Raw genomic sequence first — 22,473 nt, forward strand, 5'->3', positions numbered from 1 at the left:
TCTAATTAGTTATCGATAGGATAACAAATTGAGTTTTGTGTTATTTGAATTGCCTCTTATGATGAGCCTTAATTACTACATCAAACCTATTTTTTGTGAGCTCAATCGAATGATGATCATACGCCCTATTGTAGAGAAAGATTTAAACGCACTTAAACGTATGGCAGAAAATGCCGGTGTTGGTTTTACCTCTCTACCTGCTAACTTAGATTTGTTAAAAGCCCGTATTGCAGATGCGGAAGCGGCTTTCTCTTCTTCTCCTGAAAGTGAAGAGAATCAAAGTTATTTATTTGTCTTGGAAGAGACAAATACAGGTGAAATAGCGGGTGTATGTGGCATTGAATCAGCATTGGGGCTACAAACCCCTTGGTACAACTATCACCTGGGTACACTTGTGCATGCTTCCCCAACATTAGGTGTGTATGAGAAGAGTAATACTTTGACTCTAAGTAATGATCACACAGGCTGCTCTGAGTTATGTACTTTATTCTTAGATAAGGATTTTCGACATAGTAAAAATGGCAGCTTATTGTCTAAGTGTCGTTTCATGTTTATGGCGAATGCTCCTGCGAGATTTAACGAGCGTGTTATCGCAGAGATGCGTGGCGTAAGTGATGAAGAGGGTAACTCTCCTTTCTGGGATGGCCTAGGCACTCATTTTTTTGCTATGCCTTTTGCTAAAGCTGACTACCTTTCAGGATTAGGGAATAAGGCGTTTATTGCTGAACTTATGCCTAAACTACCCATCTATATCAATCTACTGAATGACAAAGCGAGATCTGTGATTGGTAAGGTGCATGACAATACATTGCCTGCGCTTCGTATGCTCGAAGGCGAAGGGTTCGAGAATCTAGGCTATGTGGATATTTTTGATGGTGGTCCCACTATTGAAGCTAATATCCGTCATATTCGAGCGATTTCAAATAGTACGACTGTACCTATTGAGATAGGCGATGCTAGTCCAGATGAAGAGGCTTATCCTTGCTTAATTTCTAACTTAGAGATTAAAGATTATCGCTGTACCTTGATAAATGCGTCTGTTTCAAAGGCAAAGGGAGCTGGTGCGATCAAGTTAGATCAAGCAAGTGCGGATGCCCTAAAAGTGGCAGCGGGTGACAGTGTACGAATTGTGGCATTAAGTGCGAGGCAAGCAGCATGAGTTTAATGAAAGAGATAAAGCTTAATCAAAATACAGGTAAAGCAGTTCAATTGGCGCAAGCTGTGGTTATGGTAAGACCGGTTGATTTTGGTTTTAACGAAGAAACGGCTTTGGATAATGAGTTCCAACAAAAGCTTGATGATAGTGCCAAGGTAACTGAACAAGCACTTGTTGAGTTTGAACGCATGGTTAACCGTATAAAAGCGGCTGGTATTGATGTGTTGGTACTAGAAAAAGCGGACTCTGATTATGTAACCCCTGATGCTGTGTTTCCAAATAATTGGTTTTCTACCAGCCAAGATGGCACCTTGACCATTTACCCTATGTTTGCTGAGAATCGTCGTCAAGAAAGACGTATTGATGATTTAACTGCTTTGTTAAAGAGAGAAGGTTATCAAGTTGGGTCTGTTGAACAACTGGCTGACATGAATGAAAAGCTTGAGATACTAGAAGGCACAGGTGCCTTGGTGATAGATCATAAGAATAGCGCTTTATACGCAAGCCAATCTGAGCGCTGTCATGAAGCACAATTCAAACGTTTTGCTGAGAAAAAAGGTTATCAAGCAAGCTATTTATTTGATACTGCCAGTGATAATGGCAAATCTATTTATCATACGAATGTGATGATGAGTGTCGGTGAAGGGTTCGCTGTAATTTGTGCAGACTGCTTTGTGGACGCAAAAGAGTACGCAGAGGTTAAAGCAAGCCTATCTCTTGCTAATGAGGTAATTGAAATTAGCAAAGAGCAAATGGAAAAGCATTTTTGTGGCAACATTTTGCATGTGAAAAATACAGATCAAGATGCTTTTATTATCATGTCGAAAAGTGCTTTTAATGGATTTACCCAAGCGCAAAAGCAACAGTTAGAGCAATATGGTCAATTATTGGTGAATGATATCGACACTATCGAGGCCGTAGGTGGTGGTAGTGCGCGCTGCATGGTGGCAGAGGTTTTCTTCGATAAAGCCTAGAATTGCTTTCCTCGTTAATTTAGACAATTAACTCTTCCCCCGCTGGCACTGGATTTTTTAGTGCCAGCTTTTTTATGCCTCTCAGAAATAATTAGGATTTCACTTTAAGACGTGAAGATACGGTTGCTATAGCCAATTCTGGTGAGATCACGCCTGCTTTACTAACCACGCAACCCTTCGATGTCCCTTGAGCTATGATGCGACCCTTGCGTTCGAAGGTATGTACCAGGTAGAAATACTTCTCGTCCCAGTGGGTGACTTCTGCTTTCATACAGTATCGTTGAAATAAATTAAGAGGCTTCTTATAGGTCATAGTATGCTCGGCTATGACAGGTTGCCATTTCTGTTTTAGCATGGCCTTTGCTAAGCCTCTGCGAATAAAAATATCGACTCTTGATAGATCACAGATGGTAAGATAACGGCCATTGTTCATGTGCATATTCAGGTCTAAATCATTAGGTAATACTCGCATAGATAAATGGCTAGATAGATTATCGGGTGTCAGCTTTGGTTTAAAAAAGCTGCCAATCAGCACCCTTAACATGCGAAAAATGAGATTCATGACTTGCCTTTTTACGTTAAATAAAGTGTTTGAGAAAGGTCCAGAATTAAACACTATGACGACCAGTTGATGCAAATTAACTACATTTATAACAGATATCCGGTATTTTGATCCGATTCTTCTCGTTAGCGATCAGTACGATTTAACTTTTAAAAGGAGATTTAAGTGTTAACGCTTTCCCTGACAGTTTTGCCTATTTTCATGCTTTTACTATTTGGTGCTCTGTTACAGCGTAAACGCTTTCCGGTTGAAGGTTTTTGGCCTGGTGTAGATAAGCTTGTGTACTGGATAATGTTTCCTGCCATGCTGTTTTATCAAACCTCTAGGGTGGACCTATCTAGCCCAGTGTTACCTAGTTATGCCAATGTTCTTGCCTTTGCCTTAGTTAGCGTGTCTCTTTTTGTATTGGCTGTCTGCTATTTTTCTAAAGTGGATAAACCGACAGGAACTTCTGTATTACAAGCCGGCGTGAGGTTTAATACCTTTATTTCACTTGCAGTGGCGAGTGCACTTTATGGGGAAGAAGGTCTGATACTGGCGACATTAGGAGCAGCGATTTTGATTCCGACTATTAATGTCTTTTTAGTTATTAGTATGGTGAGCTTACATGGCCAACAAGATGACTCGAAACCAGCCAAATCATTGCCTAGCTTATTAGTGAAAGAGCTTTTTAAGAACCCATTAATTTTGGCAATCATGGCAGGCATCAGTGTTAACCTTCTAGGCATTGAAAAGGTGTTTTTGTTAACCGATATTACAGGGATTTTAGCAAGAGCAACCTTGCCTTTGGTGTTACTCGCTGTGGGTGCTAGCTTAAGAATGCAGGCCTTTAAAGATGCTGGAAGTTTATTAATATGGTCATCTTTAGCTCGATTATTAGTTTTCCCTTTATGCATTGCTTTGGCTTGTACTTATTTAGAACTTGATCCGCTTGTTGCTTGTGTTGCTATATTATTTGGCGCTGTGCCCACTGCCACTTCTGGTTATGCACTAGCGAAACAGCTTGGCGGTAATGCACCTATTATGTCTGTATTTATTAATGTGCAGACAGGGTTAAGTGTCGTTACCTTGCCGTTAACTATGTGGCTGGCTCAGATGTGGTTTGGACTAGCGTTTTAGAAGTAAAATCTACTCGGCTTCAATTTTGTTATGACTTACCTAGCTGCTGGCTCTGTGTTTTGATCCAGCTGCGAATAGCGCGAATTTCTGGTTCGTGACGGCGGCTATTCTTGTAGGAAAAGTAAAAGTCGCAGTTTGAATTAACATGATGGCATGGCAGGCGAACCAACGAAGGCATACTGTCATCTTCGTTAATCATATAGTCGTTAATGAGTGCAATGCCATAATGATGAAGGGCGGCTTCTTTACCTAATAATAGATGGCTAAAGTTATGGAACTTCACTTCTCCCGGTAACTTCTTATTGATAGCGGCAAACCAGAGCCGCCAATCTTCTGCATACTTATTGAAAATGCTATGGGTTGTGACAAGCGGGAATTGGGTAATCCACTCAGGGTGTTTTTTCAAGTGAGTTTCTAAGTCATCATCAGTGACCTTGTTAAGCTCTGCTTCTATTTGGGAGTAAAACTTAGGGCTACACACAGGAAATAAGCGTTCACTGTAGAGATGCTCAAAAGTAAAACCTCGTTTATTATTCTCTACTGTAATAAAACAATCCCCAACCCTGTCCGATAAATCAGGGTTGGAATTAAGCATTTCAATTGACACTTCAGTATGTGGGTAACGCCTTTGCAAGTCGCTTAATCTAGGAATCAGCCAATAAACAGCGAATGAGCTATAAACTGCAATACGCAGGTGGCTATTCTGTAAGCCTTTTAGGTGGTTGCTGGCTCTTTCTATTTGTGAAAGCGATGCACTGACATTATCTAAATAATGCTTACCTTCACTGCTTAAGCTGAGTTGTCGACCTTGCCTGATAAAAAGTGCTTCTCCTAAATAGTCCTCTAAAAGTCTAATTTGATGGCTTATCGCACTTTGGCTGACATTGAGCTCTTCTGCGGCTTTGGAAAAGCTATTTAGACGAGCAACGGCTTCAAATACAGGCAAAGATTTTAGAGGTGGTAAGGACATTTTGACTCAATAAAATTTATTATCTAAAAAACTAATACTAACTTAATAAATGTCATTGTACATAATACTTAGTGCTCTCTAGACTGCACAAATTCAGTAACAGTTCACTTTCTTATCATGAACTGAGTATTAATTTTTTGTAGTATGTTTTAGAGGTAGAAATGACAGGAAAAACAGTAACGAGCGCAGTATTGCTTTTAATAATGGGCAACCTTGTCGCGACCTTCTGTGATGCGTTTATTAAGGCGGCTGGTCAGGATATTCCTGTGTTTCAGTTTATCTTCATTCGTGCAGTTTTTACCTTTTTAATCTTGATTCCTTTCTTCCGTTTTGTTGATTGGAAAGCGCCACTAAGAGGGGCTAAGTTGCATTTATTAAGAGGCAATCTTTGGATCTTATCTTCTTTGCTTCTCATTATCTCGTTACAAGTCTTGCCTTTAGCGACTGCGAACGCGATTTTCTATACCGCGCCAATCATGATAGTTGTGTTATCGACTCTATTTATGAAAGAGCGTTTGACTAGCATGATAGTGCTTGCGGTAGTGGGTGGCTTTGCCGGTATTTTAATTATTTTAAGACCGAGTGAGTTTGATTGGGGCATTCTAAGTGCCTTGGCCTTCTCTTTTGTTTTGGCGATTAATAGCTTGTTGATTAGAAAACTACCTCAAGGTCAAACCTTGCTACATGGCTTGTTATTAACCCAGCTATTCGCTTTGCCTTTCAGTTTTGTACTTTGTATTTGGGAAGGCGCTGCTTGGAATATGGACATGGTAGGTTATGCCATAGGTTCTGCTGTTTGTTCGATTGGTTACAGTGTCGCTGTTATGTTGGCTTATCGTTATGTGGCAGCAAGTAAAGTTGCTAGTGCTGAATATACCGGACTTCTTTTTGCCGTATTAGTTGGTTGGTTAGTTTTTAATGAAACACCCGATTTATGGTTAGGCCTAGGTGCACTCTTTATCATCATTCCGATTGTGCTAATGGGCAGGGCAGAACGCAGAAATAGTTTAGCCAGTGCTTAAGTTATCCCCTTTTATCTCCCAGTTAGCCGCGATTAATCGCGGCTTTTTTTTGCCTTGAAACAGACGTGGAAACTTAGCCTTGTTTATTGAGGATAATTTTGATGGTTTGCTTTGCCATGTCATCCAGATCGTCACGGTTGATATAGATGCCATCAATTAATAATCTACATAAGCCGTGAAGGGTTGCCCAAGTGGTTTGGCCTACTCTTAAGGCGCTACTCACATCGGTTAAAATACCTTGGGCTTGTAGCTCTTCTACCCAATTTAACCATTGTCGAAAACTGGCTTTGGATATTTCCAGTAAGGATTCTGTTGGTGCACCAGACTTCCATATATCTCGACCAAACATAAGGTCATAAGTTTCTGGGTGTTGGTCAGCAAACTCGATATAGGTCAGTACATACTTCTCAAAGCTATCTTGTTTTGCCTCTTTGTTGTGGCTATCTATGATGGCTTCTACTGATTGCCATTGCTGTTTAAAGCCAGCTTCTGCTATCGCGCATAAAAGGGCATTCTTGTCTTTAAAGTGGTGATAAGGCGCGGTGCGTGATACGCCGACTTTATCCGCCAGTTTTCTCATCGACAGACCTTCGACGCCAGTTTCTCTCAATATTTCTGTAGCTGCTGATAGCAGGGTTTCACCTAGATCCCCATGGTGATAAGGCTTTTTGGTCATATGAGTTATTCCAATGTTGGTAGAGGCAATTTAACAACCAATCTTGACACTGTCAAAATTTAACTTTATCTTGACAGTGTCCAGATGTGGTGGGCAAACCACATCACTCTCTAATAAAAAGATTTTTTTGAATAAAAGAGACCAGTCATTATGAATGTTAACGCAGAAAAACATGCTCAATATCCGCATTTATTTGAACCCCTAGACCTTGGTTTTACACAGCTGAAAAACCGCGTTTTGATGGGATCTATGCACCTTGGATTGGAAGAAAAGAAAGGTGGTTTTGAACGTATGGCAGCGTTTTACGCTGAACGTGCGAAAGGTGGTGTGGCGTTAATTGTGACAGGTGGTATTGGCCCTAACCAGGAAGGGGCAGTACACATGGGTGCGGCGTTGATGGCGACAGATAAAGATGTAATGAATCATCAAATGATCACAGAAGCTGTACATGCTGAAGGCGGTAAAATTTGTATGCAAATCCTGCATACCGGTCGTTACGCTTACAACCCTAAATCGGTTGCACCATCTCCTATTCAAGCGCCAATTAATCCATTTCCACCAAAAGAGTTAAGCGAAGAAGGTATAGATGAACAGATTGAAGACTTTGTTCGTTGTTCAGCTTTAGCAAAAGAAGCTGGTTATGATGGTGTTGAAATCATGGGCTCAGAAGGTTATTTGATTAATCAGTTTATTGCTGCCCGTACTAATAGTCGTGACGATGAGTGGGGCGGTGAATATGAGCAACGTATTCGTTTCCCTATTGAAGTTGTTCGCCGTGTACGTGAAAAAGTAGGCGAAAACTTTATTATTATCTATCGCCTTTCTATGTTGGACTTGGTTGAAGGTGGTAGCTCCTTCGAAGAGATCATTCAACTAGGTAAAGAGATTGAAAAAGCTGGTGTTACTATTATTAATACTGGCATTGGTTGGCATGAAGCACGCGTACCGACTATCGCGACTAAAGTGCCAAGAGCCGCCTTCACTTGGGTAACTGCGAAAGTACGTAAAGAGTTGTCTGTGCCACTTATTACCTCAAACCGTATCAATATGCCTGATGTGGCTGAAGACGTATTAGCCCGCGGTGATGCTGATATGGTGTCTATGGCGCGTCCATTCTTGGCTGACCCTGAATTTGTGGTCAAAGCTGATGAGAATCGTGCTGATGAAATCAATACTTGTATCGGTTGTAACCAAGCCTGCCTTGATCATATCTTTCAGAATAAACTGACATCTTGTCTAGTAAACCCAAGAGCCTGTCATGAAACAGAAATGATCCTGACACCAACAGATAAGGCTAAAACGATTGCGGTTGTAGGTGCTGGCCCTGCTGGTTTAGGTTTTGCTACTACTGCTGCGAAACGTGGCCATAAAGTTGTTCTGATCGATGCCTCTAATGAGATTGGTGGTCAGTTTAATGTGGCTAAACGTATTCCTGGTAAAGAAGAGTTTTTTGAAACCCTGAGATACTTCAAAAAACAAGTTGAATTGACAGGTGTTGAGCTAAGACTGAATACGAAAGTGAGCGCGGCTGACTTAAACTCAGATGAATTTGATGAAGTGGTACTAGCTACTGGTATTACACCGAGACTGCCTGAGATTGAAGGCATTGAGCATGCTAAGGTTCTAAACTACTTAGATGTCATGCATGGGGCTAATGTTGGTAAAAAAGTAGCGATTATTGGCGCGGGCGGTATTGGCTTTGATATTGGTGAAGTCTTATCTCATGCGGGTGAATCGACTAGCCAAAATGTGCCTGAGTTTATGAAGCAATGGGGTGTGGATATGACAATGCAGGCCCGTGGCGGCATTGAAAATATGACGCCAGTTGAGCATGAATCACCACGTGAAATTCATTTACTGCAACGTAAGAAAACGAAAGTTGGTGCTCAACTTGGAAAAACGACTGGCTGGATTCATCGTGCTGGTTTGGTAAAGAAAGGCGTGAATATGCTCGCTAGCTGCGAGTACCATAAAATAGATGATCAAGGTTTGCATCTATCTGTGAAAGGCGAAGATACCTTGTTAGATGTGGATAATGTGATTATTTGCGCAGGACAAGAGCCTCGTCGTGAACTTGTTGAAGGTTTAGATAAGAGTTACCACTTGATTGGTGGTGCGGATGTCGCATCTGAGCTTGATGCTAAACGTGCAATTAACCAAGGTACACGTCTTGCTTTAGAGATCTAATCTTACGAGATTTTATATAAAACCGAGCTATTAAGCTCGGTTTTTTTTATTAAATACTTATAAAATGCATACACTAAGAATAAGGATACTTTATTGGCTCAGTTAATCTTGTTGATAAGTGTTAGTTTGAATCATACTCAGTAAAGTGTGCCGTCTAAAGCTATGCTTTTCTGCTAAGCTAATTTGTTCGCTGTAATCTTGATACCATTCATCTCCGTTAGGTAAATCACCTGATAAAGACTGCATTCCTTGTTTTAAGGATTGTAGGAATAACTGAAAATTCTTCTCTTGATCCATCAAAATAAGCTTAATCGCTGTTACATTATTTGCTTCTAAACTTTGTTTAATAGCGAGTTGTTCTTGCTTAAATTCCTGATAATTTTGTATTAATTGAGTTTGTTCCGATTTGATCTCGTTTAAGTTGTTAGATAGCAACATAACCGCTGTGGTAGAGGGGGCAGGAGCGGGTGTGACCAAGAGTGAAATAGCGATTGATACCAAGGTCGAAATTAAAAAGCATAGAAACAGGAATAAGCTAAAACAGAAAACTTTATTCGCATTGATAAATTGGGATAGGCTATTCGCTTGAAACCCTTCTCCTGGTGTTTCTACCTCCAAGAACCCGAGCTTATGTGGTTTGTTCATTTTAGACTCCATCTTAATGTATATGTAATGAAGCGTATGTTAAGTGGAAATTGTGCATTCTTTATAAAGAAAAAAACCTTATTTTAAGACGTGCTAACATTAGGTTGGGTTAAAAACTTCTCATATATTTGGCCAAAAATAAGGCTTATTGTTTCTAAAATCTTTTAAAATTGTGAAAGTTGGTTTTTTTACGTTTTGTTATTCAATGTGGAGTTGCATATTTAGCTGCATTCTTTTTTAGAAAAAAACCGAAAAATGCGGATTTCGGTTTGATCTCATCTTTTCATTTTACTAGGCGAGTGATCTAGTGGCTGGTTACATCGGCCTCACCTGTTTTTAATAATCGCAACAATTCTTCTCTTTGCATACTGAGCCTTTGTACTTGGCTTAGCTTTGCTCCATAATTTTGATACCAGTCCTCGCCTTCTGGAATATCAACAGCTAATTCACGCATACTCGCATTTAAAATAGTTAACATTTTCTGAATATTCTTTTCTTGATCTATTAAGATGTTCTTCAGTGCCTTGGCACTTGAATGTCTGAGGTGTACTTGTAGCACTTCAAAGTCTTGTTTGAACTTTTCTGTGTGGTCTGCACTTAGCTCTAATTGCTCTTCTATTGATGCCAAATGTTGGGAAAGAGATAACACACTGGATTTAGTTGCTAAATTCTCTGAGTCTTTGGCTAAAAACAAACTCAAGCTAACAGAGATTGCGACAATTATGCAGACTAGTAAGAACCCCAATAAACCATAAGTAAGATTACGTACTAGGTTTGGATTTGCCTTGGCAGGTTTCTTTTTTTCTTTAGTATCTATGTCTATATCTAGAAGTCGGCTAGATGTGTCAAGTGCGGCCATATGTAACCCCCTAGTTAGTTTTTGTAACTATATTGTAGTCATAAAAAGTGCATTAATTGTAGAGATTTAGATTTTATTGCGCTTTTTTAAAGCTTAATCGGATTGTTTTATCCTTGTTATCTAACGTTATAATAATTTCAATAACACTTAAGTTATTGTTATTTAAGTAATATATTTTTATGGGGATGCGTTTTCTGAATTAGAGGAAATAACATTGTTTTTAACGAATTGAATGCATTTTTTAGCCTGAAATTTATATTTTTGAAAGTTATAGTGTAACTTTATGTGTTTTTTAAAAGACGAAATAACACTTTTAGTAGGTGGTTTAAAAAGCGAAGGTTCTGGATAAATAGAGGCGTGTCTCATGGGGCATTGTTTGGCCACAAATACTTTGTGGCTAAGTGTGAGCTTAATTAATAAAGCTGATTGGGGTTAGGGTGTTACTTCTGAGGTTTTGGGCTTATCTGAGGTTTCTTCAGGCACAGCACCTGTTTTTAGTAAGCTTAAAAGATCTTGTCTTTGTTGACTACGCTTAAGCGCTTTTTGCATTTGATCACCATAATCATCATACCAATCAGCGCCGTTTGGTACTTCAACAGAAAGGTCTCGCATACCTGCTCTGAGAACATGCAAGAAGCTTTGGAAGTTCTTCTCTTGGTCAATAAGAATATTCTTAAGTGTTGTGGAGCTAGTATGTCTCAAGTGAGTCTGTAGTACTTCATACCTTGCAACATTTTGATCAAGTTTTAGGTTTTGTTCAGCAATGCTGTTTTCCATTAACTGCACACTTTCAACTAGCTCGGCTAAGCGAGCTTCAATTTCTAAGTTAGATTCAGGTTTAGGGGTAAGTAAGAGGCTTAAAGTGACAGAAATAATGACAGATATACATAAGGCAAAAAAGACTAATATGCCTATGAATAGCTTTTTGTGTACTTCAAAAAAGTCAGCCTTTGGAGCTAAATTTTTCTCATCGATATCAAGATTTTCTTTCGTCGCCATGCTGCACCTTTTATGAAATTAGTTGTTTTAAACCTTTTTCTTTGGCCTTTTATCGGGGCTTAGGTTTGATCATTAACTAGTCAATTCATTTTTACAGGCTAACAGAAGTAAGGTGGATTGCATATTTTTAGTCCCAACTTACTGTTATCAAAGGATTGACGCATCAGTTTTGCCGTATTCTATTGAAAAAAGTGAGTCTTGTTTGAACTTAACGATACTCGTTTGTGTTTTCTGGCCTTGATTCCAGCTTTCTCTGATGTATATCAAATTTACCCTCTCGCCTATTACTGAAAGTAATCTTTGTCCAAAAGTTATTACATTCGTCTTTTAAAGGCTTAAAATAACCGTCTTATTATTTTTATGAGTCTTATCAAATGCCTCGAATCGGAATGCGACACTTGCAGATGGTGCAAATGATTACACAAACAGGCAATGTTTCTGATGCTGCTGCAATTTTAGGCATAACTCAATCTGCTTTGAGCCATAGAATAAGAGAAGCAGAAAGGCTTCTGAGTGCGCCACTCTTTATAAGACGAAATAAAAAATTAGCACCCACTAGTGCTGGCGAACGTTTACTTCACTCGGCTAACATTATTTTAAATGAGGTGGAGTTAGCGGAATTTGATATTGCTAAGTATTCAGCAGGTATAGAGCAAACACTTAGGCTGGGAGTTGACCATAGGGGAGGAAGCCATTGGTTGCCTGACCTTTATCAGAGTTTCAATGATAAAGTGCCACAAGCTGAAGTTGAACTTGTAAGCGACCCTTATCCTGATGCTTTGTACTGTCTTAGAAATGGGCGTTTAGATGTTTGTATTATGTCTGGTGCTAAAGCTCAGGCGGGGTTTAAAAGTCAGTTTCTATTACGAGATGAGCTTGTTGTAGTGTTTTTACCTGAGCATGAGTTTGCCAATAAAACATTGATTGAAGTTGAAGACTTTAGTGATCAAGTTTACATCACAGATACGACGACCCCTGAATATCATAGAGAATATGAACAGGTTTTTAGCCCTAATAACACTTTTCCAAAACAGGTTGTACGTGTTGGCAGAACGGATACTATTATTGCGTTTATTAAGGCAGGTAAAGGGATTAGTATTTTACCAAAATGGACTCTTCAGCCTTATCTTGAACACTCGAATCTAGAGTATAAATCAATAGGATCGGAAGGTTTTTATATTGATTGGTATGCTTTTTCTCGTAAAGATGAAAAAGAAGGTTCTGCATGTCAGCAACTTGCAGACTCTTTACTTAGGGTGTTTAGTGAATAAAACGTTTTATTGTTAATGAAGCAAAGAGTATTAGAAGCCTTTCTCTAATTTGATTGTCCTTAGAGAAAGGCGGCTGAACTAACTAGTTACCAATTGAAAACATGGTGTCTAGATCATGCTTAGAGAAGGTCTGGAAAGAAATTAGTGTTTCTGTTTTGCTAATACGAAGGTCATTTGCCATAGCGACATTGACTAGGTCGGCAAGTTGTTCGTTATTGTTTACGCGGCATAGAGCAACAAGATCAAAGCGTCCACCGACAGAGAAAACTTCGGTAATGCCTTTTACTTCAGCTAATGACTTAGCCACTTCGTTAGTTTTAGAACGTTCTACATTAATTAAAATGATACCTGTGACCATGGTGTTTTCCTCGTTATAAATTGCCTGATAGGCTGTTAACTTCTTGTCGTGTTAGCTATCTGGATAAAGTAATAGTCTAAATAGCCGTTTTAACTCATCTAATGCTTATGGCATTAAATTATGTAACCTTATTTTTGGCTCTGAACTGGGCTTGATCCCAGCTAGCATCTCGCATGATTGTTTCTAGTGCTTTAACGGTATTCCAAAGATCAATATATTGCACATACAAGGGAGCAAAGCCAAAGCGTAAAATATTGGGTGCTCTAAAGTCGCCAATAATGTTTTGGGCAATCAAAGCTTGCATAATCGCGTAGCCTTCTGGGTGTGTGTATGACACCTGACTGCCTCTTATACTTTGCTCTTTCGGGGTTACAAGTTCAAAGCCATAAGTCTCACAAAGTGGTTCCATTAGACGCATAAAGTATTCAGTTAGTGCGAGTGATTTATCCCTTAATTGCTGAGGGTCGACCTTAGCCATAATGTCGACACCCACTTCTAAAGCTGATGCACCTAGGACTGGTGTCGTTCCGCACAGGGTTTTTTCTATCCCTGGTGCGGCTTCAAAATCGTCACTCATGGCAAAGGCGTTTGCATGGCCAAACCAGCCAGATAAGGGTTGTTCTAAGGCTGCTAAGTGCTTTTCTGCCACATATAAAAATGCAGGAGAACCTGGGCCACCATTTAGGTATTTATAACCACAGCCAACCGCTAGGTCCGCATTTGCCTCGTTTAAGGCTAACGGGACAGCGCCTGTACTATGGCTTAAATCCCACATCATTAAAGCACCTTTAGCATGGGCAGCAGCGGTAATCTCTTTCATATTTAACATGGTGCCAGACTTATAATGCACATGGGTTAGGCAGACTAATGCTGTGTTTTCATCTATATGTTGCATTACTTCATGGCTTGGCACGGTAATGATTTCAATCTCTTGACCAATGAAGTTTTTGACGCCATTTAATATGTATAAATCGGTTGGAAAGTTGCCAGGTTCAGTGACGATTTTGGTACGTTTTGGACGCAACCTAACCGCTGCAGCGGCTAACTTAAATAAGTTCACCGAGGTAGAGTCTGCCACTATCACTTCTTTATCTTGGGCACCGATAATACCTGCAAGCTTAGCGCCTATGCGCTGAGGTAAGGTAATCCAATTATGTGTGTTCCAGCTTCTTATGAGTCCTTGGCCCCATTCTTTCTCTATGACCTCTGCCATTCGCGTCTTAGCTGCTTTGGGCAGTACTCCTAGGGAGTTACCGTTTAAATAGATTAAGTCTTGGGCTAGATCAAACTCTTCTCTTAAGTGAGCGAGAGGGTCTTGTTTATCTAGATCGTGAAAATCAGTCTGATTGACAGTCATTTCTGGTGAAGCTGATGTAGAGGGTGTCATGAAAGTATCCTACTTAAGGCGCTAAAGGGCGTAAAATGGCTCGAACAGGAGAGGCGTCTAGATTTGCAAGTTTTAACGGCAGAGCAATAAGTTCATATTTACCAGCTGATACTTGATCAAAGACTAGACCTTCTAAAATTGCCATGCCTTGTTCTTTTATGGCGTTATGAGCGGCTAAATTTTTTGAGTTTTGTGGGTCTAAAGAAGGGCTATCTATACCAACTAAGATACATCCTACTTGGCCTAACCAATTGATCACTTCCTGACTGATGCTAACGAAGTTTTCATCCCACTCATCTATTGGGAAGCTTTGATAAGTTTTAAATAGAACACGTTTAATTGAATTTGTTTGAGTGTTGATAAGGGCTTGGCAGTCGTTGAGACTGATGCTTTTCCCTTCGATGCCTTGCCCCTTGATATTAAGGTGGGATAGGTCAATAACCTGACATTCTCCGATATAAGCATCTAAAGCAACGTGTGCCATCACTTTACCATTTTGATCATAATGATAAGGTGCATCAGCATGAGTACCTGTGTGTGTTGAGCAATGCAGCCAAGATACATTTACCGGGCATTGGTCATCTATGTGCCAAATGGTTTCACACTGATATTGTGTATCGCCAGGCCACACAGGAATACCAGTACGCAATGTCTGACTAATATCAATAAGGGCAGGAGAGAGTTGCTTACTTAGATTCGTATCTGACATGTTAGATCTCCGTTCTGACAGACCAAAGCTCTGGAAAAAACTTAAGATCTAAAGCTTTACTTAAATAGCTTACGCCACCTGTACCGCCTGTGCCTTTTTTATAGCCTATGATGCGCTCAACAGTCTTCATATGATTAAAACGCCAGCGCTGGAAATTGAACTCAAGATCCACCAGTTTTTCAGCAAGCTCATAGAGCTCCCAATGGGTTTGTGTGTCCTGATAAATACTTGCCCATGCGGCTTCTACCTTGTCGTTATGTTGATAAGGTAAAGACCAATCACGCTCTACTATTTCACTTGGGATATCAAAACCACGACTGGCCAGCAGCTTCAAGCACACATCGTAAAGGCTAGGTTGGTGCAGAATGTTATTAAGATAATCAAATTGCTCATGGTTATTTTTGTGAGCATTAATCATGTCTTGATTCTTGTTGCCCAATAAGAACTCAAGCTCGCGGTATTGATAAGATTGAAAGCCTGAACTCTGGCCCAAATCATCACGAAAGCTGGCGTAGTCTGCAGGTGTCATAGTGACAAGCACTTCCCATGCTTTGATAAGTTGCTCTTGAATGCGGGCAACACGAGTTAGCATTTTAAAGGCTGGGCTAAGTTTACCAGCCAAAATGCTTTGAGCGGCACCGTGAGCCTCATGTAAGCAAAGCTTCATCCAAAGTTCAGATACCTGATGAATGACGATGAATAGCATTTCATCATGTTTGTCTGAACGAGGGTTTTGGCATTTAAGTACGGCATCAAGATCTAGGTATTGACCATAACTAATATCTTGATCCCAGTGTACGCCTTCATCGCTTAGATCGACGTGGGAGGCTTGGTAAGGGCATTGTGACATGTGCTATCTCGCTAAGGATTGATGTTGTTTTTATTTCGTTATGCAAACAGTCTAATATGTCAAAAGGTAAAAATATAATTCATAAAAAGAGCTCTATTCATGAATTTAATTTGTATTTTCTGTTTGCCAGCCTGATCTAGGTCAGATGGGTTTAGTTTTTATGTGACTCAGCGTAGAATACGTCGCACATTTTTATCGGCTAAATAACCTACTAAAGTACTGGGTTAAATACTTGACTATTTTACTTGGTTTTGGTTCTATACTTAGCTTTTAAACTCAGCACTTTTGAAGCGAGAAAATATATGCGCCTGACAACTAAAGGTCGTTACGCTGTAACTGCTATGTTGGACCTCGCTTTACACTCGGATAATGGCCCAGTTTCCTTGGCTGATATCTCCCAGCGTCAAGGTATTTCTTTGTCATATTTGGAGCAGTTGTTTGCCAAACTTCGCAAACAAACTTTGGTATCAAGTGTGCGTGGACCAGGCGGTGGCTATAGATTGAGTCGTGCCAATGATCAAATATTCGTGGCTCAAATCGTAGATGCAGTGAATGAATCTGTGGATGCGACTGGGTGTAAAGGTAAAAATGATTGCCAATCAGGCACGACTTGCCTGACTCACCATTTATGGTGCGATCTTAGTGATCAAATTCATGACTTCTTAAGTCAAATAAGTTTGGCGCAATTAGTGTCACGTAAAGATGTGAGACTGGTAGCGCAAAGGCAAGAAAACGAACAGTTAGTGCATACTGGTGAAATTGACCAGAGCAGCAAAATTAATGCGGAACTCTTGAATTAAATCTAATTCATAAAGGTGCATAATTTGGGTGTTAAGCCAATAGCGGCAGGGTTATTGGCTTAATGTCTTTGCTAAGCACTTCGCAATCTAGTTTAAGTGAGTGTTATTAGATATGACAGATCAGATTGATAAGGCGCTTGAGCGCGAATACGAAGCTGGATTTGTATCTGATGTGGAGTCAGATACTTTTGAGCCCGGCTTGGATGAGAATGTCATTCGTCGTATATCGACCATGAAAAATGAGCCAGAATGGATGCTAGAAGCGCGTTTGAAAGCGTTTAAAGTATGGCAAGAAATGGAAGAGCCTGATTGGGCTCATGTGGATTACGAAAAAATTGATTTTCAAGCCATTTCCTATTTTTCTGCACCAAAAAGCATGAAAGATAAGCCTAAGTCGCTTGATGAAGTTGATCCAGAGCTGATTCGTACTTACGAAAAGTTAGGTATTCCTCTGATTGAGCAACAAATGCTAGCAGGTATCGCGGTTGATGCTGTATTTGACTCTGTGTCAGTGGTAACGACATTTCGTGAAAAACTGTCTGAGGCTGGGGTTATTTTCTGCCCTATTTCAGAAGCGATTCAAAACCACCCTGAATTGGTAAAAAAATACCTAGGCAGTGTGGTACCGACTAAAGATAACTATTATGCCGCACTTAACTGTGCTGTGTTTACCGATGGTTCATTTGTTTACATTCCTAAAGGCACACGTTGCCCAATGGAACTGTCGACTTACTTCCGTATCAATGAGCAAAATACAGGTCAGTTTGAACGTACCTTGATTATTGCTGATGAAGGTAGCCATGTAAGTTACCTTGAAGGTTGTACTGCGCCTCAGCGTGATGAAAACCAATTGCACGCTGCTGTCGTTGAGTTGGTTGCACTTGATGATGCTGAGATTAAATACTCTACAGTTCAAAACTGGTATCCAGGTGATGAAAACGGTAAAGGCGGTATTTATAACTTTGTGACTAAGCGTGGTATTTGTCATACCAATGCTAAAATTTCATGGACACAGGTTGAAACTGGTTCGGCCGTGACTTGGAAATATCCAAGTTGTGTATTGAAAGGTGATAATAGTGTTGGTGAGTTTTACTCAGTGGCATTAACCCGTGGCGCGCAACAAGCAGACACAGGTACCAAGATGATTCACCTAGGTAAAAATACTAAGTCGACCATCATATCTAAAGGTATTTCGGCCGGCCGTAGTAACAATAGTTACCGTGGTTTGGTCCGCATGAATCCAGGTGCTGATGGCGCGCGTAACTTTACTCAATGTGACTCCCTGCTAATTGGTGATCAGTGTGGTGCACACACCTTCCCTTATGTTGAAAGTCGTAATCCTTCTGCCATTGTTGAGCACGAAGCGACAACCTCTAAAGTAAGTGATGACCAAATGTTTTTATGCCAGCAACGTGGCTTAGATCCAGAAAAAGCAGTCTCTATGATAGTGAATGGCTTCTGTAAGGAAGTCTTTAAAGAATTACCAATGGAATTTGCCGTCGAAGCTGGCAAGTTGCTAGAAATTAGCCTTGAAGGCTCTGTAGGTTGAGGACACACGTACATGTCGAATACAAATACTAAAGATACAAGCAGCCTTTTAACCATAAAAGACTTACATGCCAGTGTCGAAGAAAAGAACATTCTTAAAGGCCTAAACCTAGACGTTAAGCCTGGTGAAGTCCATGCGATCATGGGACCTAATGGTGCCGGTAAAAGTACCATGGGCTATGTTTTGTCTGGTCGTGAAGGCTATTCAGTAGAGCAAGGCAGTGCGGTACTTGACGGGGTTGATATTCTTGAACTTGAAGCAGAAGAGCGAGCGCGTGCTGGTCTTTTCTTAGCTTTCCAATATCCAGTAGAGATCCCAGGTGTTAGCAACCTAGAATTCTTAAAGGCATCTGTTGATGCACAGCGTGAAGCGCGTGGTGAAGAGGCTGTTTCTTCTGCAGATTTCCTGAAACTGGCTAAAGCGGCTTGTAAGCAAGTTAACCTACCACTTGCTTTCCTAAAGCGTGGGGTTAACGAAGGTTTCTCTGGTGGTGAGAAGAAACGTAATGAAATCATGCAGATGCTTTTGTTACAGCCTAAGGTTTGTATCCTTGATGAAACTGACTCAGGCCTTGATATTGATGCGCTTCAAGTTGTTGCTGAAGGGGTAAATAGTCAACGTTCGAGTGATCGCAGCTTTGTTGTTGTCACTCACTATCAACGCCTACTTGATTATATTAAACCTGACTTCGTGCATGTTCTTGCTGACGGTAAGATAGTGAAAAGCGGTGATGCTTCTCTTGCTCTTGAACTAGAAGCACAAGGTTATGCTTGGTTACAAACAAGTGATGAAGAAGGACAAAACGCATGAGTGAATGGCTAAATCAAGCCATCACTCAAGCACAAGGTGTGAGTGATTGGCTTTCCCCTAAACGTGATTTGGCGCTAAGTGCCTTGGCCGATATACGTTGGCCAACACGTAAAACGGAAGCATGGAAATACACCTCTTTGCGTCCAGTTGAAAAATTTAGCAAAGAAGCGCCAGCAGCTTTTACGTCAACTTCAACTCTGACTCAAATTCAAGGTTTTGAATGTCTTGATTTAGTGTTTGAAAATGGCCAGTTTGTTACTAATCTAGCTGAACTGACACTGCCAGAAGGTTTGTCTATTCAATTGGCAAGCCAAGCGGATGCAAGTAAACAAGCTGATGTACTCGCTAAGTTCTCTAGCATTAAACCCGAGCGTCACGTTTTTGGTTTGTTAAATGATGCTTTAGTACAAGACGTACTTGTTATTGAAGTCGCTGACAATGTTTGCGTAGCGCCTGCTATACGTATGACGTCAATATTAGGTCTAGCAGCACAAGCTCATACGCGTGTATTAGTGGTATTGGGTGAGCATGCGAAATTGACCGTTAGCGAGCATTACGAAGGTAATGAAGAAAGCTTAAATACAGGTTTCGTTGAATACGAAATTGGTGCTGATGCTCGCCTTGAACATTATCGTTTTGCTTTGCAAACCGGTAAAGCGGTGAGTTTAGGTGGTAGTCATTTCCAATTAGCTGAACGTGCTGATTTAAATAGCACCTTGGTTGGCTTTGGTAGCGACTTATCTCGGGTTGATGTGGATATGGTACATGCTGGCGAAAATGCTTTCGCTAAGATGAATGCTTTTTACTTATTAAACGGTAAGGAGTTGTTCGATTTACATGCAACAGTTGAACATGCTGTACCACATGGTACCACTGAAGAAAATATTCGTATTATTGCAGCGGATCAGGCAAAAGCGGTTTTTAATGGTCGTATTCACATACATCGTGATGCACAAAAAACCTTGGCTGAGCTGAATAATCGTAACCTTTTAATGTCTAACAAAGCAGAAATTAATACCAAGCCAGAGCTTGAAATTTATGCTGACGACGTACGTTGTGCTCATGGTGCAACGGTAGCTGAAATCGATAAGAAAGCCCTGTATTACATGCAATCTCGTGGCATTAGTCGTGCTAAAGCTCAAGTGATGTTGAACTTTGGCTTTATTAACGAGTTGATTGATCAGATGCCAAATCAAGAGTTGGCAGAATGGCTACGTCCGCAAATGCGTGAGAAATTCTCGCAAATGGAAGTGAAATAGGCGATTAAAATGAGTTTTGATGTAACGGCAATACGCAAAGAGTTTCCTATCTTAGATCGCAAGATTGATGGTAAACCTCTTATCTATTTGGATAACGCGGCAACGACACAGAAGCCTCAGTGTGTCATTGATGCAATCGTTGATTATTACACTCAATGTAATGCAAATGTTCACCGTGGTGCTCACCAATTGGCGGATGAAGCAACACGTCGTTTTGAAAATGCCCGTGACATCATTGCTCAATTTTTGAATGCAAAAGCACGTCACGAAGTAATTTGGACCAGTGGTACGACTGAGTCTATCAACATAGTGGCGCATGGTTTAACTAAACTGTTAAAAGCGGGTGATGAAGTTGTGGTAACCGCAATGGAACACCACGCGAATTTAGTTACTTGGCAACAAGCTTGTTTACAAGCTGGGGCAAGTTTGCATGTTGCACCTATCTCAGACTTAGGTGAACTAGACCTTGATGCATTTGATGCCATGTTAAATGAAAATACCAAGATGGTGGCATTTCCACACGTATCTAATGCACTAGGCAGTGTTAATCCGATTAAACGCTTAACACAAAAAGCCAAAGAAGTGGGGGCTTGGGTGCTGGTTGATGGCGCTCAAGGTGCTGCTCATGGCGACATAGATGTGCAAGATATTGGCTGTGATTTTTATGCTTTCTCTGCTCACAAAATATATGGCCCTATGGGGGTTGGTATTTTGTGGGGACGTGAAGAAGTCCTTGCTGATTGGCCTGTATGGCAAACAGGTGGCGAGATGATTTCTCGCGTAAGCTATACCGAATCGAGCTGGAATGTTTTGCCTTATCGCCTAGAAGCTGGCACGCCAAATGTGGGTGATGCGATTGCAATGGGCGCAGCAATTAAGTGGTATAGCGATTTAGATCAAGCAGCGGTTCAAGCCCATGAAAAAGCACTTATGATGAGTGCGACTGAACAAGCTATGGCATTTGATGGTTTACGTATTATTGGTAATGCGAACCATAAGGTTGGTGCAATCAGTTTTGTGATGGACAGCGGCCATCCTGCAGATATTGGCTTTTTGTTAGATAGACAAGGTATTGCGATACGTACAGGTGATCATTGTGCTCAGCCTTTGATGGATAGGTTTCAAGTGCCTGGTACAGCAAGAGCGTCATTTGCGGTTTACAATACATTAGAAGAAGTAGATGCTTTATTTGAGGCGCTACGTAAAGTCAAAACTATGTTGGCTTAGGAGTGTTATATGACTGTTTCTAGTTTTAATCCAGCACAGGCCATTAGTCTAAGTGATGTGGCTAAGGCATATTTTGCTAAAAAAATGCAGAACCAAACTGGCAAGTTAATTCGCCTGACGACTAAGGTAAGCGGCTGTACAGGCTTTGCTTATGTTCTAGATTTGGCTGATAGCCCAGAAGTAGACGATAAGGTTTTTCAGTTTGATGAGTTAACCATAGCGGTTTCTGGTGACGCATTAGGTTTGGTTGCTGGTACTGAAATTGATGTTGCACAAGAAGGACTCAATGAAGTTGTGAAGTTTAACAACCCTAATGTTGTGTCTGAGTGTGGCTGTGGCGAAAGCTTTAGTGTAACAGATCAGGGCGTCGTCTAACTCGCCCTCAGCTCAAATGAATTGAGCCTTTAAAGAGAATTGATTTAATGCAAAAAATGGTCGTAACCCAAAGGCAATGTCCAGCACGAAGAGTACCTAGTGGCGAGCCTACTATTATTGAAGAAGGCCAGTTTCTGACTATAAATCAAAGTTTAGGTGGGAATTACACGGTTACCTTTCAAGGTAATATGCTGCGTATTGATGGCACTGATGCTGATGCTATAGGGCAAGAACCAGAAGTACTAGAGTTTACAGATACTGGTACGGGTGAAATAGTCGAAGATCAAGTTTGGCAGGCATTAGACAGTATTTTTGATCCAGAAATACCCATTAGCTTGGTTTCTCTTGGACTGATTTATAAAGTGGAAGTTGACCAAGCTAGCAAGAGTGTTCGTATTGATATGACATTAACGGCACCAGGTTGTGGTATGGGGCCTGTATTAGTTAGTGATGTAGATTATCGTGTTGCTATGGTCCCTAATGTAGAAACAGTTAAGGTTGAGCTAGTGTTTGATCCGCCTTGGTCTCGTGAAATGATGAGCGAAGAAGCTCAGTTAGAGGCCGGACTTTTCTTTTAACTGACTTTAATCTGACTCAAGAGGTTCACCCTCAGCATTGTTTCTCATACAATAGCGACCCTAGTTGATATCACAGCTAGGGTTGTTTTGTTTTAGGCCAAGGTTTTATGGTCAAGATAAGATAATTGATC

General features: G+C 40.6%; 23 protein-coding genes. 13 read left to right on the forward strand and 10 right to left on the reverse strand.

The window, feature by feature from the left end; all coding sequences use genetic code 11:
* The first annotated feature begins 37 nt into the window (after positions 1-37).
* Positions 38-1,159 carry an arginine N-succinyltransferase gene (astA, locus tag Q0A08_RS21315; protein WP_438467682.1) on the forward strand — a complete coding sequence of 374 codons (1,122 nt, stop codon included), beginning with the start codon at positions 38-40 and terminating at the stop codon, positions 1,157-1,159.
* A complete protein-coding gene (ctlX, locus tag Q0A08_RS21320) occupies positions 1,156-2,130 on the forward strand; it encodes a citrulline utilization hydrolase CtlX (protein ID WP_438463512.1) in 975 nt (324 codons plus the stop codon). Before astA ends, ctlX begins: the two co-directional genes overlap by 4 nt.
* Positions 2,131-2,221: 91 nt before the next feature.
* On the opposite strand, the gene Q0A08_RS21325 is transcribed toward ctlX, so the two are convergent.
* Positions 2,222-2,692: an acyl-CoA thioesterase gene (locus Q0A08_RS21325; RefSeq protein WP_438463513.1), complete on the reverse strand. Its 471-nt coding sequence runs from the start codon at positions 2,690-2,692 to the stop codon at positions 2,222-2,224.
* A 165-nt stretch (positions 2,693-2,857) separates the two neighbouring features.
* On the opposite strand from Q0A08_RS21325, the gene Q0A08_RS21330 reads away from it, so the two are divergent.
* The gene (locus Q0A08_RS21330) at positions 2,858-3,811 is read left to right on the forward strand and encodes an AEC family transporter (protein WP_438463514.1); all 954 of its coding nucleotides are present in this window, start codon (positions 2,858-2,860) and stop codon (positions 3,809-3,811) included.
* Positions 3,812-3,839: 28 nt separating this feature from the next.
* Here the strand turns inward: Q0A08_RS21330 and Q0A08_RS21335 are convergent, their stop codons facing one another.
* Positions 3,840-4,781, reverse strand: coding sequence for a LysR family transcriptional regulator (locus Q0A08_RS21335; RefSeq protein WP_438463515.1), 942 nt, complete (start codon positions 4,779-4,781; stop codon positions 3,840-3,842).
* A gap of 161 nt (positions 4,782-4,942) precedes the next feature.
* Between Q0A08_RS21335 and Q0A08_RS21340 the strand changes: the two genes are divergently transcribed.
* Positions 4,943-5,803, forward strand: a complete 861-nt coding sequence (locus tag Q0A08_RS21340; protein WP_438463516.1) for a DMT family transporter — start codon at positions 4,943-4,945, stop codon at positions 5,801-5,803.
* Positions 5,804-5,876: 73 nt separating this feature from the next.
* Here Q0A08_RS21340 and Q0A08_RS21345 read toward each other — a convergent pair whose 3' ends face one another.
* On the reverse strand, positions 5,877-6,479 hold the full coding sequence (locus Q0A08_RS21345; protein WP_438463517.1) for a TetR/AcrR family transcriptional regulator: 603 nt from the start codon (positions 6,477-6,479) through the stop codon (positions 5,877-5,879).
* Between the two features lie 150 nt (positions 6,480-6,629).
* Between Q0A08_RS21345 and Q0A08_RS21350 the strand changes: the two genes are divergently transcribed.
* The gene (locus tag Q0A08_RS21350; protein WP_438463518.1) at positions 6,630-8,666 is read left to right on the forward strand and encodes an FAD-dependent oxidoreductase; all 2,037 of its coding nucleotides are present in this window, start codon (positions 6,630-6,632) and stop codon (positions 8,664-8,666) included.
* 102 nt (positions 8,667-8,768) lie between these two features.
* Here Q0A08_RS21350 and Q0A08_RS21355 read toward each other — a convergent pair whose 3' ends face one another.
* From Q0A08_RS21355 to Q0A08_RS21365, 3 genes are all read right to left on the reverse strand, one after another.
* Positions 8,769-9,311, reverse strand: a complete 543-nt coding sequence (locus Q0A08_RS21355) for a hypothetical protein (RefSeq protein WP_438463519.1) — start codon at positions 9,309-9,311, stop codon at positions 8,769-8,771.
* Between the two features lie 304 nt (positions 9,312-9,615).
* A complete protein-coding gene (locus tag Q0A08_RS21360) occupies positions 9,616-10,170 on the reverse strand; it encodes a hypothetical protein (RefSeq protein WP_438463520.1) in 555 nt (184 codons plus the stop codon).
* Positions 10,171-10,602: 432 nt separating this feature from the next.
* A complete protein-coding gene (locus Q0A08_RS21365; RefSeq protein ID WP_438463521.1) occupies positions 10,603-11,169 on the reverse strand; it encodes a hypothetical protein in 567 nt (188 codons plus the stop codon).
* A 374-nt stretch (positions 11,170-11,543) separates the two neighbouring features.
* Between Q0A08_RS21365 and Q0A08_RS21370 the strand changes: the two genes are divergently transcribed.
* Positions 11,544-12,440 carry a LysR family transcriptional regulator gene (locus Q0A08_RS21370; RefSeq protein ID WP_438463522.1) on the forward strand — a complete coding sequence of 299 codons (897 nt, stop codon included), beginning with the start codon at positions 11,544-11,546 and terminating at the stop codon, positions 12,438-12,440.
* Between the two features lie 82 nt (positions 12,441-12,522).
* Here Q0A08_RS21370 and Q0A08_RS21375 read toward each other — a convergent pair whose 3' ends face one another.
* From Q0A08_RS21375 to kynA, 4 genes are all read right to left on the reverse strand, one after another.
* The gene (locus Q0A08_RS21375) at positions 12,523-12,798 is read right to left on the reverse strand and encodes an Lrp/AsnC ligand binding domain-containing protein (protein ID WP_009832357.1); all 276 of its coding nucleotides are present in this window, start codon (positions 12,796-12,798) and stop codon (positions 12,523-12,525) included.
* A gap of 118 nt (positions 12,799-12,916) precedes the next feature.
* Positions 12,917-14,185, reverse strand: coding sequence for a kynureninase (gene kynU / locus Q0A08_RS21380; protein ID WP_438463523.1), 1,269 nt, complete (start codon positions 14,183-14,185; stop codon positions 12,917-12,919).
* 13 nt (positions 14,186-14,198) lie between these two features.
* Positions 14,199-14,894, reverse strand: a complete 696-nt coding sequence (kynB, locus tag Q0A08_RS21385) for an arylformamidase (protein WP_438463524.1) — start codon at positions 14,892-14,894, stop codon at positions 14,199-14,201.
* A gap of 1 nt (position 14,895) precedes the next feature.
* Positions 14,896-15,744, reverse strand: coding sequence for a tryptophan 2,3-dioxygenase (gene kynA, locus Q0A08_RS21390; protein WP_438463525.1), 849 nt, complete (start codon positions 15,742-15,744; stop codon positions 14,896-14,898).
* 302 nt (positions 15,745-16,046) lie between these two features.
* Between kynA and iscR the strand changes: the two genes are divergently transcribed.
* The 7 genes from iscR (at position 16,047) to sufT (ending at position 22,342) form a co-directional block, all read left to right on the forward strand.
* Positions 16,047-16,544 (forward strand): Fe-S cluster assembly transcriptional regulator IscR, encoded by a 498-nt coding sequence (gene iscR, locus Q0A08_RS21395; RefSeq protein ID WP_046017515.1) that lies wholly within the window; start codon positions 16,047-16,049, stop codon positions 16,542-16,544.
* A gap of 112 nt (positions 16,545-16,656) precedes the next feature.
* Complete coding sequence (sufB, locus tag Q0A08_RS21400; protein WP_438463526.1) at positions 16,657-18,093, forward strand: Fe-S cluster assembly protein SufB; 1,437 nt, start codon at positions 16,657-16,659, stop codon at positions 18,091-18,093.
* 12 nt (positions 18,094-18,105) lie between these two features.
* Positions 18,106-18,903, forward strand: coding sequence for a Fe-S cluster assembly ATPase SufC (gene sufC, locus Q0A08_RS21405; protein ID WP_438463527.1), 798 nt, complete (start codon positions 18,106-18,108; stop codon positions 18,901-18,903).
* Positions 18,900-20,162 (forward strand): Fe-S cluster assembly protein SufD, encoded by a 1,263-nt coding sequence (sufD, locus tag Q0A08_RS21410; RefSeq protein ID WP_438463528.1) that lies wholly within the window; start codon positions 18,900-18,902, stop codon positions 20,160-20,162. Before sufC ends, sufD begins: the two co-directional genes overlap by 4 nt.
* 9 nt (positions 20,163-20,171) lie before the next feature.
* Complete coding sequence (locus tag Q0A08_RS21415) at positions 20,172-21,389, forward strand: aminotransferase class V-fold PLP-dependent enzyme (RefSeq protein ID WP_438463529.1); 1,218 nt, start codon at positions 20,172-20,174, stop codon at positions 21,387-21,389.
* A gap of 9 nt (positions 21,390-21,398) precedes the next feature.
* Complete coding sequence (locus Q0A08_RS21420) at positions 21,399-21,764, forward strand: HesB/IscA family protein (RefSeq protein ID WP_438463530.1); 366 nt, start codon at positions 21,399-21,401, stop codon at positions 21,762-21,764.
* Between the two features lie 47 nt (positions 21,765-21,811).
* Positions 21,812-22,342: a putative Fe-S cluster assembly protein SufT gene (gene sufT, locus Q0A08_RS21425; protein ID WP_438463531.1), complete on the forward strand. Its 531-nt coding sequence runs from the start codon at positions 21,812-21,814 to the stop codon at positions 22,340-22,342.
* Positions 22,343-22,473: the final 131 nt, after the last annotated feature.

This window comes from Marinomonas sp. PE14-40 (assembly GCF_051623805.1).
Classification (GTDB): domain Bacteria; phylum Pseudomonadota; class Gammaproteobacteria; order Pseudomonadales; family Marinomonadaceae; genus Marinomonas.

Excerpts from the sequence above, each read along its gene's own strand:
- ctlX (WP_438463512.1), top strand. The coding sequence starts at position 1,156 with ATGAGTTTAATGAAAGAGATAAAGCTTAATCAAAATACAGGTAAAGCA.
- Q0A08_RS21325 (WP_438463513.1), bottom strand. The coding sequence starts at position 2,692 with ATGAATCTCATTTTTCGCATGTTAAGGGTGCTGATTGGCAGCTTTTTT.
- Q0A08_RS21335 (WP_438463515.1), bottom strand. The coding sequence starts at position 4,781 with ATGTCCTTACCACCTCTAAAATCTTTGCCTGTATTTGAAGCCGTTGCT.
- Q0A08_RS21340 (WP_438463516.1), top strand. The coding sequence starts at position 4,943 with ATGACAGGAAAAACAGTAACGAGCGCAGTATTGCTTTTAATAATGGGC.
- Q0A08_RS21345 (WP_438463517.1), bottom strand. The coding sequence starts at position 6,479 with ATGACCAAAAAGCCTTATCACCATGGGGATCTAGGTGAAACCCTGCTA.
- Q0A08_RS21350 (WP_438463518.1), top strand. The coding sequence starts at position 6,630 with ATGAATGTTAACGCAGAAAAACATGCTCAATATCCGCATTTATTTGAA.
- Q0A08_RS21355 (WP_438463519.1), bottom strand. The coding sequence starts at position 9,311 with ATGAACAAACCACATAAGCTCGGGTTCTTGGAGGTAGAAACACCAGGA.
- Q0A08_RS21360 (WP_438463520.1), bottom strand. The coding sequence starts at position 10,170 with ATGGCCGCACTTGACACATCTAGCCGACTTCTAGATATAGACATAGAT.
- Q0A08_RS21365 (WP_438463521.1), bottom strand. The coding sequence starts at position 11,169 with ATGGCGACGAAAGAAAATCTTGATATCGATGAGAAAAATTTAGCTCCA.
- Q0A08_RS21370 (WP_438463522.1), top strand. The coding sequence starts at position 11,544 with ATGCCTCGAATCGGAATGCGACACTTGCAGATGGTGCAAATGATTACA.
- Q0A08_RS21375 (WP_009832357.1), bottom strand. The coding sequence starts at position 12,798 with ATGGTCACAGGTATCATTTTAATTAATGTAGAACGTTCTAAAACTAAC.
- kynU (WP_438463523.1), bottom strand. The coding sequence starts at position 14,185 with ATGACACCCTCTACATCAGCTTCACCAGAAATGACTGTCAATCAGACT.
- kynB (WP_438463524.1), bottom strand. The coding sequence starts at position 14,894 with ATGTCAGATACGAATCTAAGTAAGCAACTCTCTCCTGCCCTTATTGAT.
- kynA (WP_438463525.1), bottom strand. The coding sequence starts at position 15,744 with ATGTCACAATGCCCTTACCAAGCCTCCCACGTCGATCTAAGCGATGAA.
- iscR (WP_046017515.1), top strand. The coding sequence starts at position 16,047 with ATGCGCCTGACAACTAAAGGTCGTTACGCTGTAACTGCTATGTTGGAC.
- sufB (WP_438463526.1), top strand. The coding sequence starts at position 16,657 with ATGACAGATCAGATTGATAAGGCGCTTGAGCGCGAATACGAAGCTGGA.
- sufC (WP_438463527.1), top strand. The coding sequence starts at position 18,106 with ATGTCGAATACAAATACTAAAGATACAAGCAGCCTTTTAACCATAAAA.
- sufD (WP_438463528.1), top strand. The coding sequence starts at position 18,900 with ATGAGTGAATGGCTAAATCAAGCCATCACTCAAGCACAAGGTGTGAGT.
- Q0A08_RS21415 (WP_438463529.1), top strand. The coding sequence starts at position 20,172 with ATGAGTTTTGATGTAACGGCAATACGCAAAGAGTTTCCTATCTTAGAT.
- Q0A08_RS21420 (WP_438463530.1), top strand. The coding sequence starts at position 21,399 with ATGACTGTTTCTAGTTTTAATCCAGCACAGGCCATTAGTCTAAGTGAT.
- sufT (WP_438463531.1), top strand. The coding sequence starts at position 21,812 with ATGCAAAAAATGGTCGTAACCCAAAGGCAATGTCCAGCACGAAGAGTA.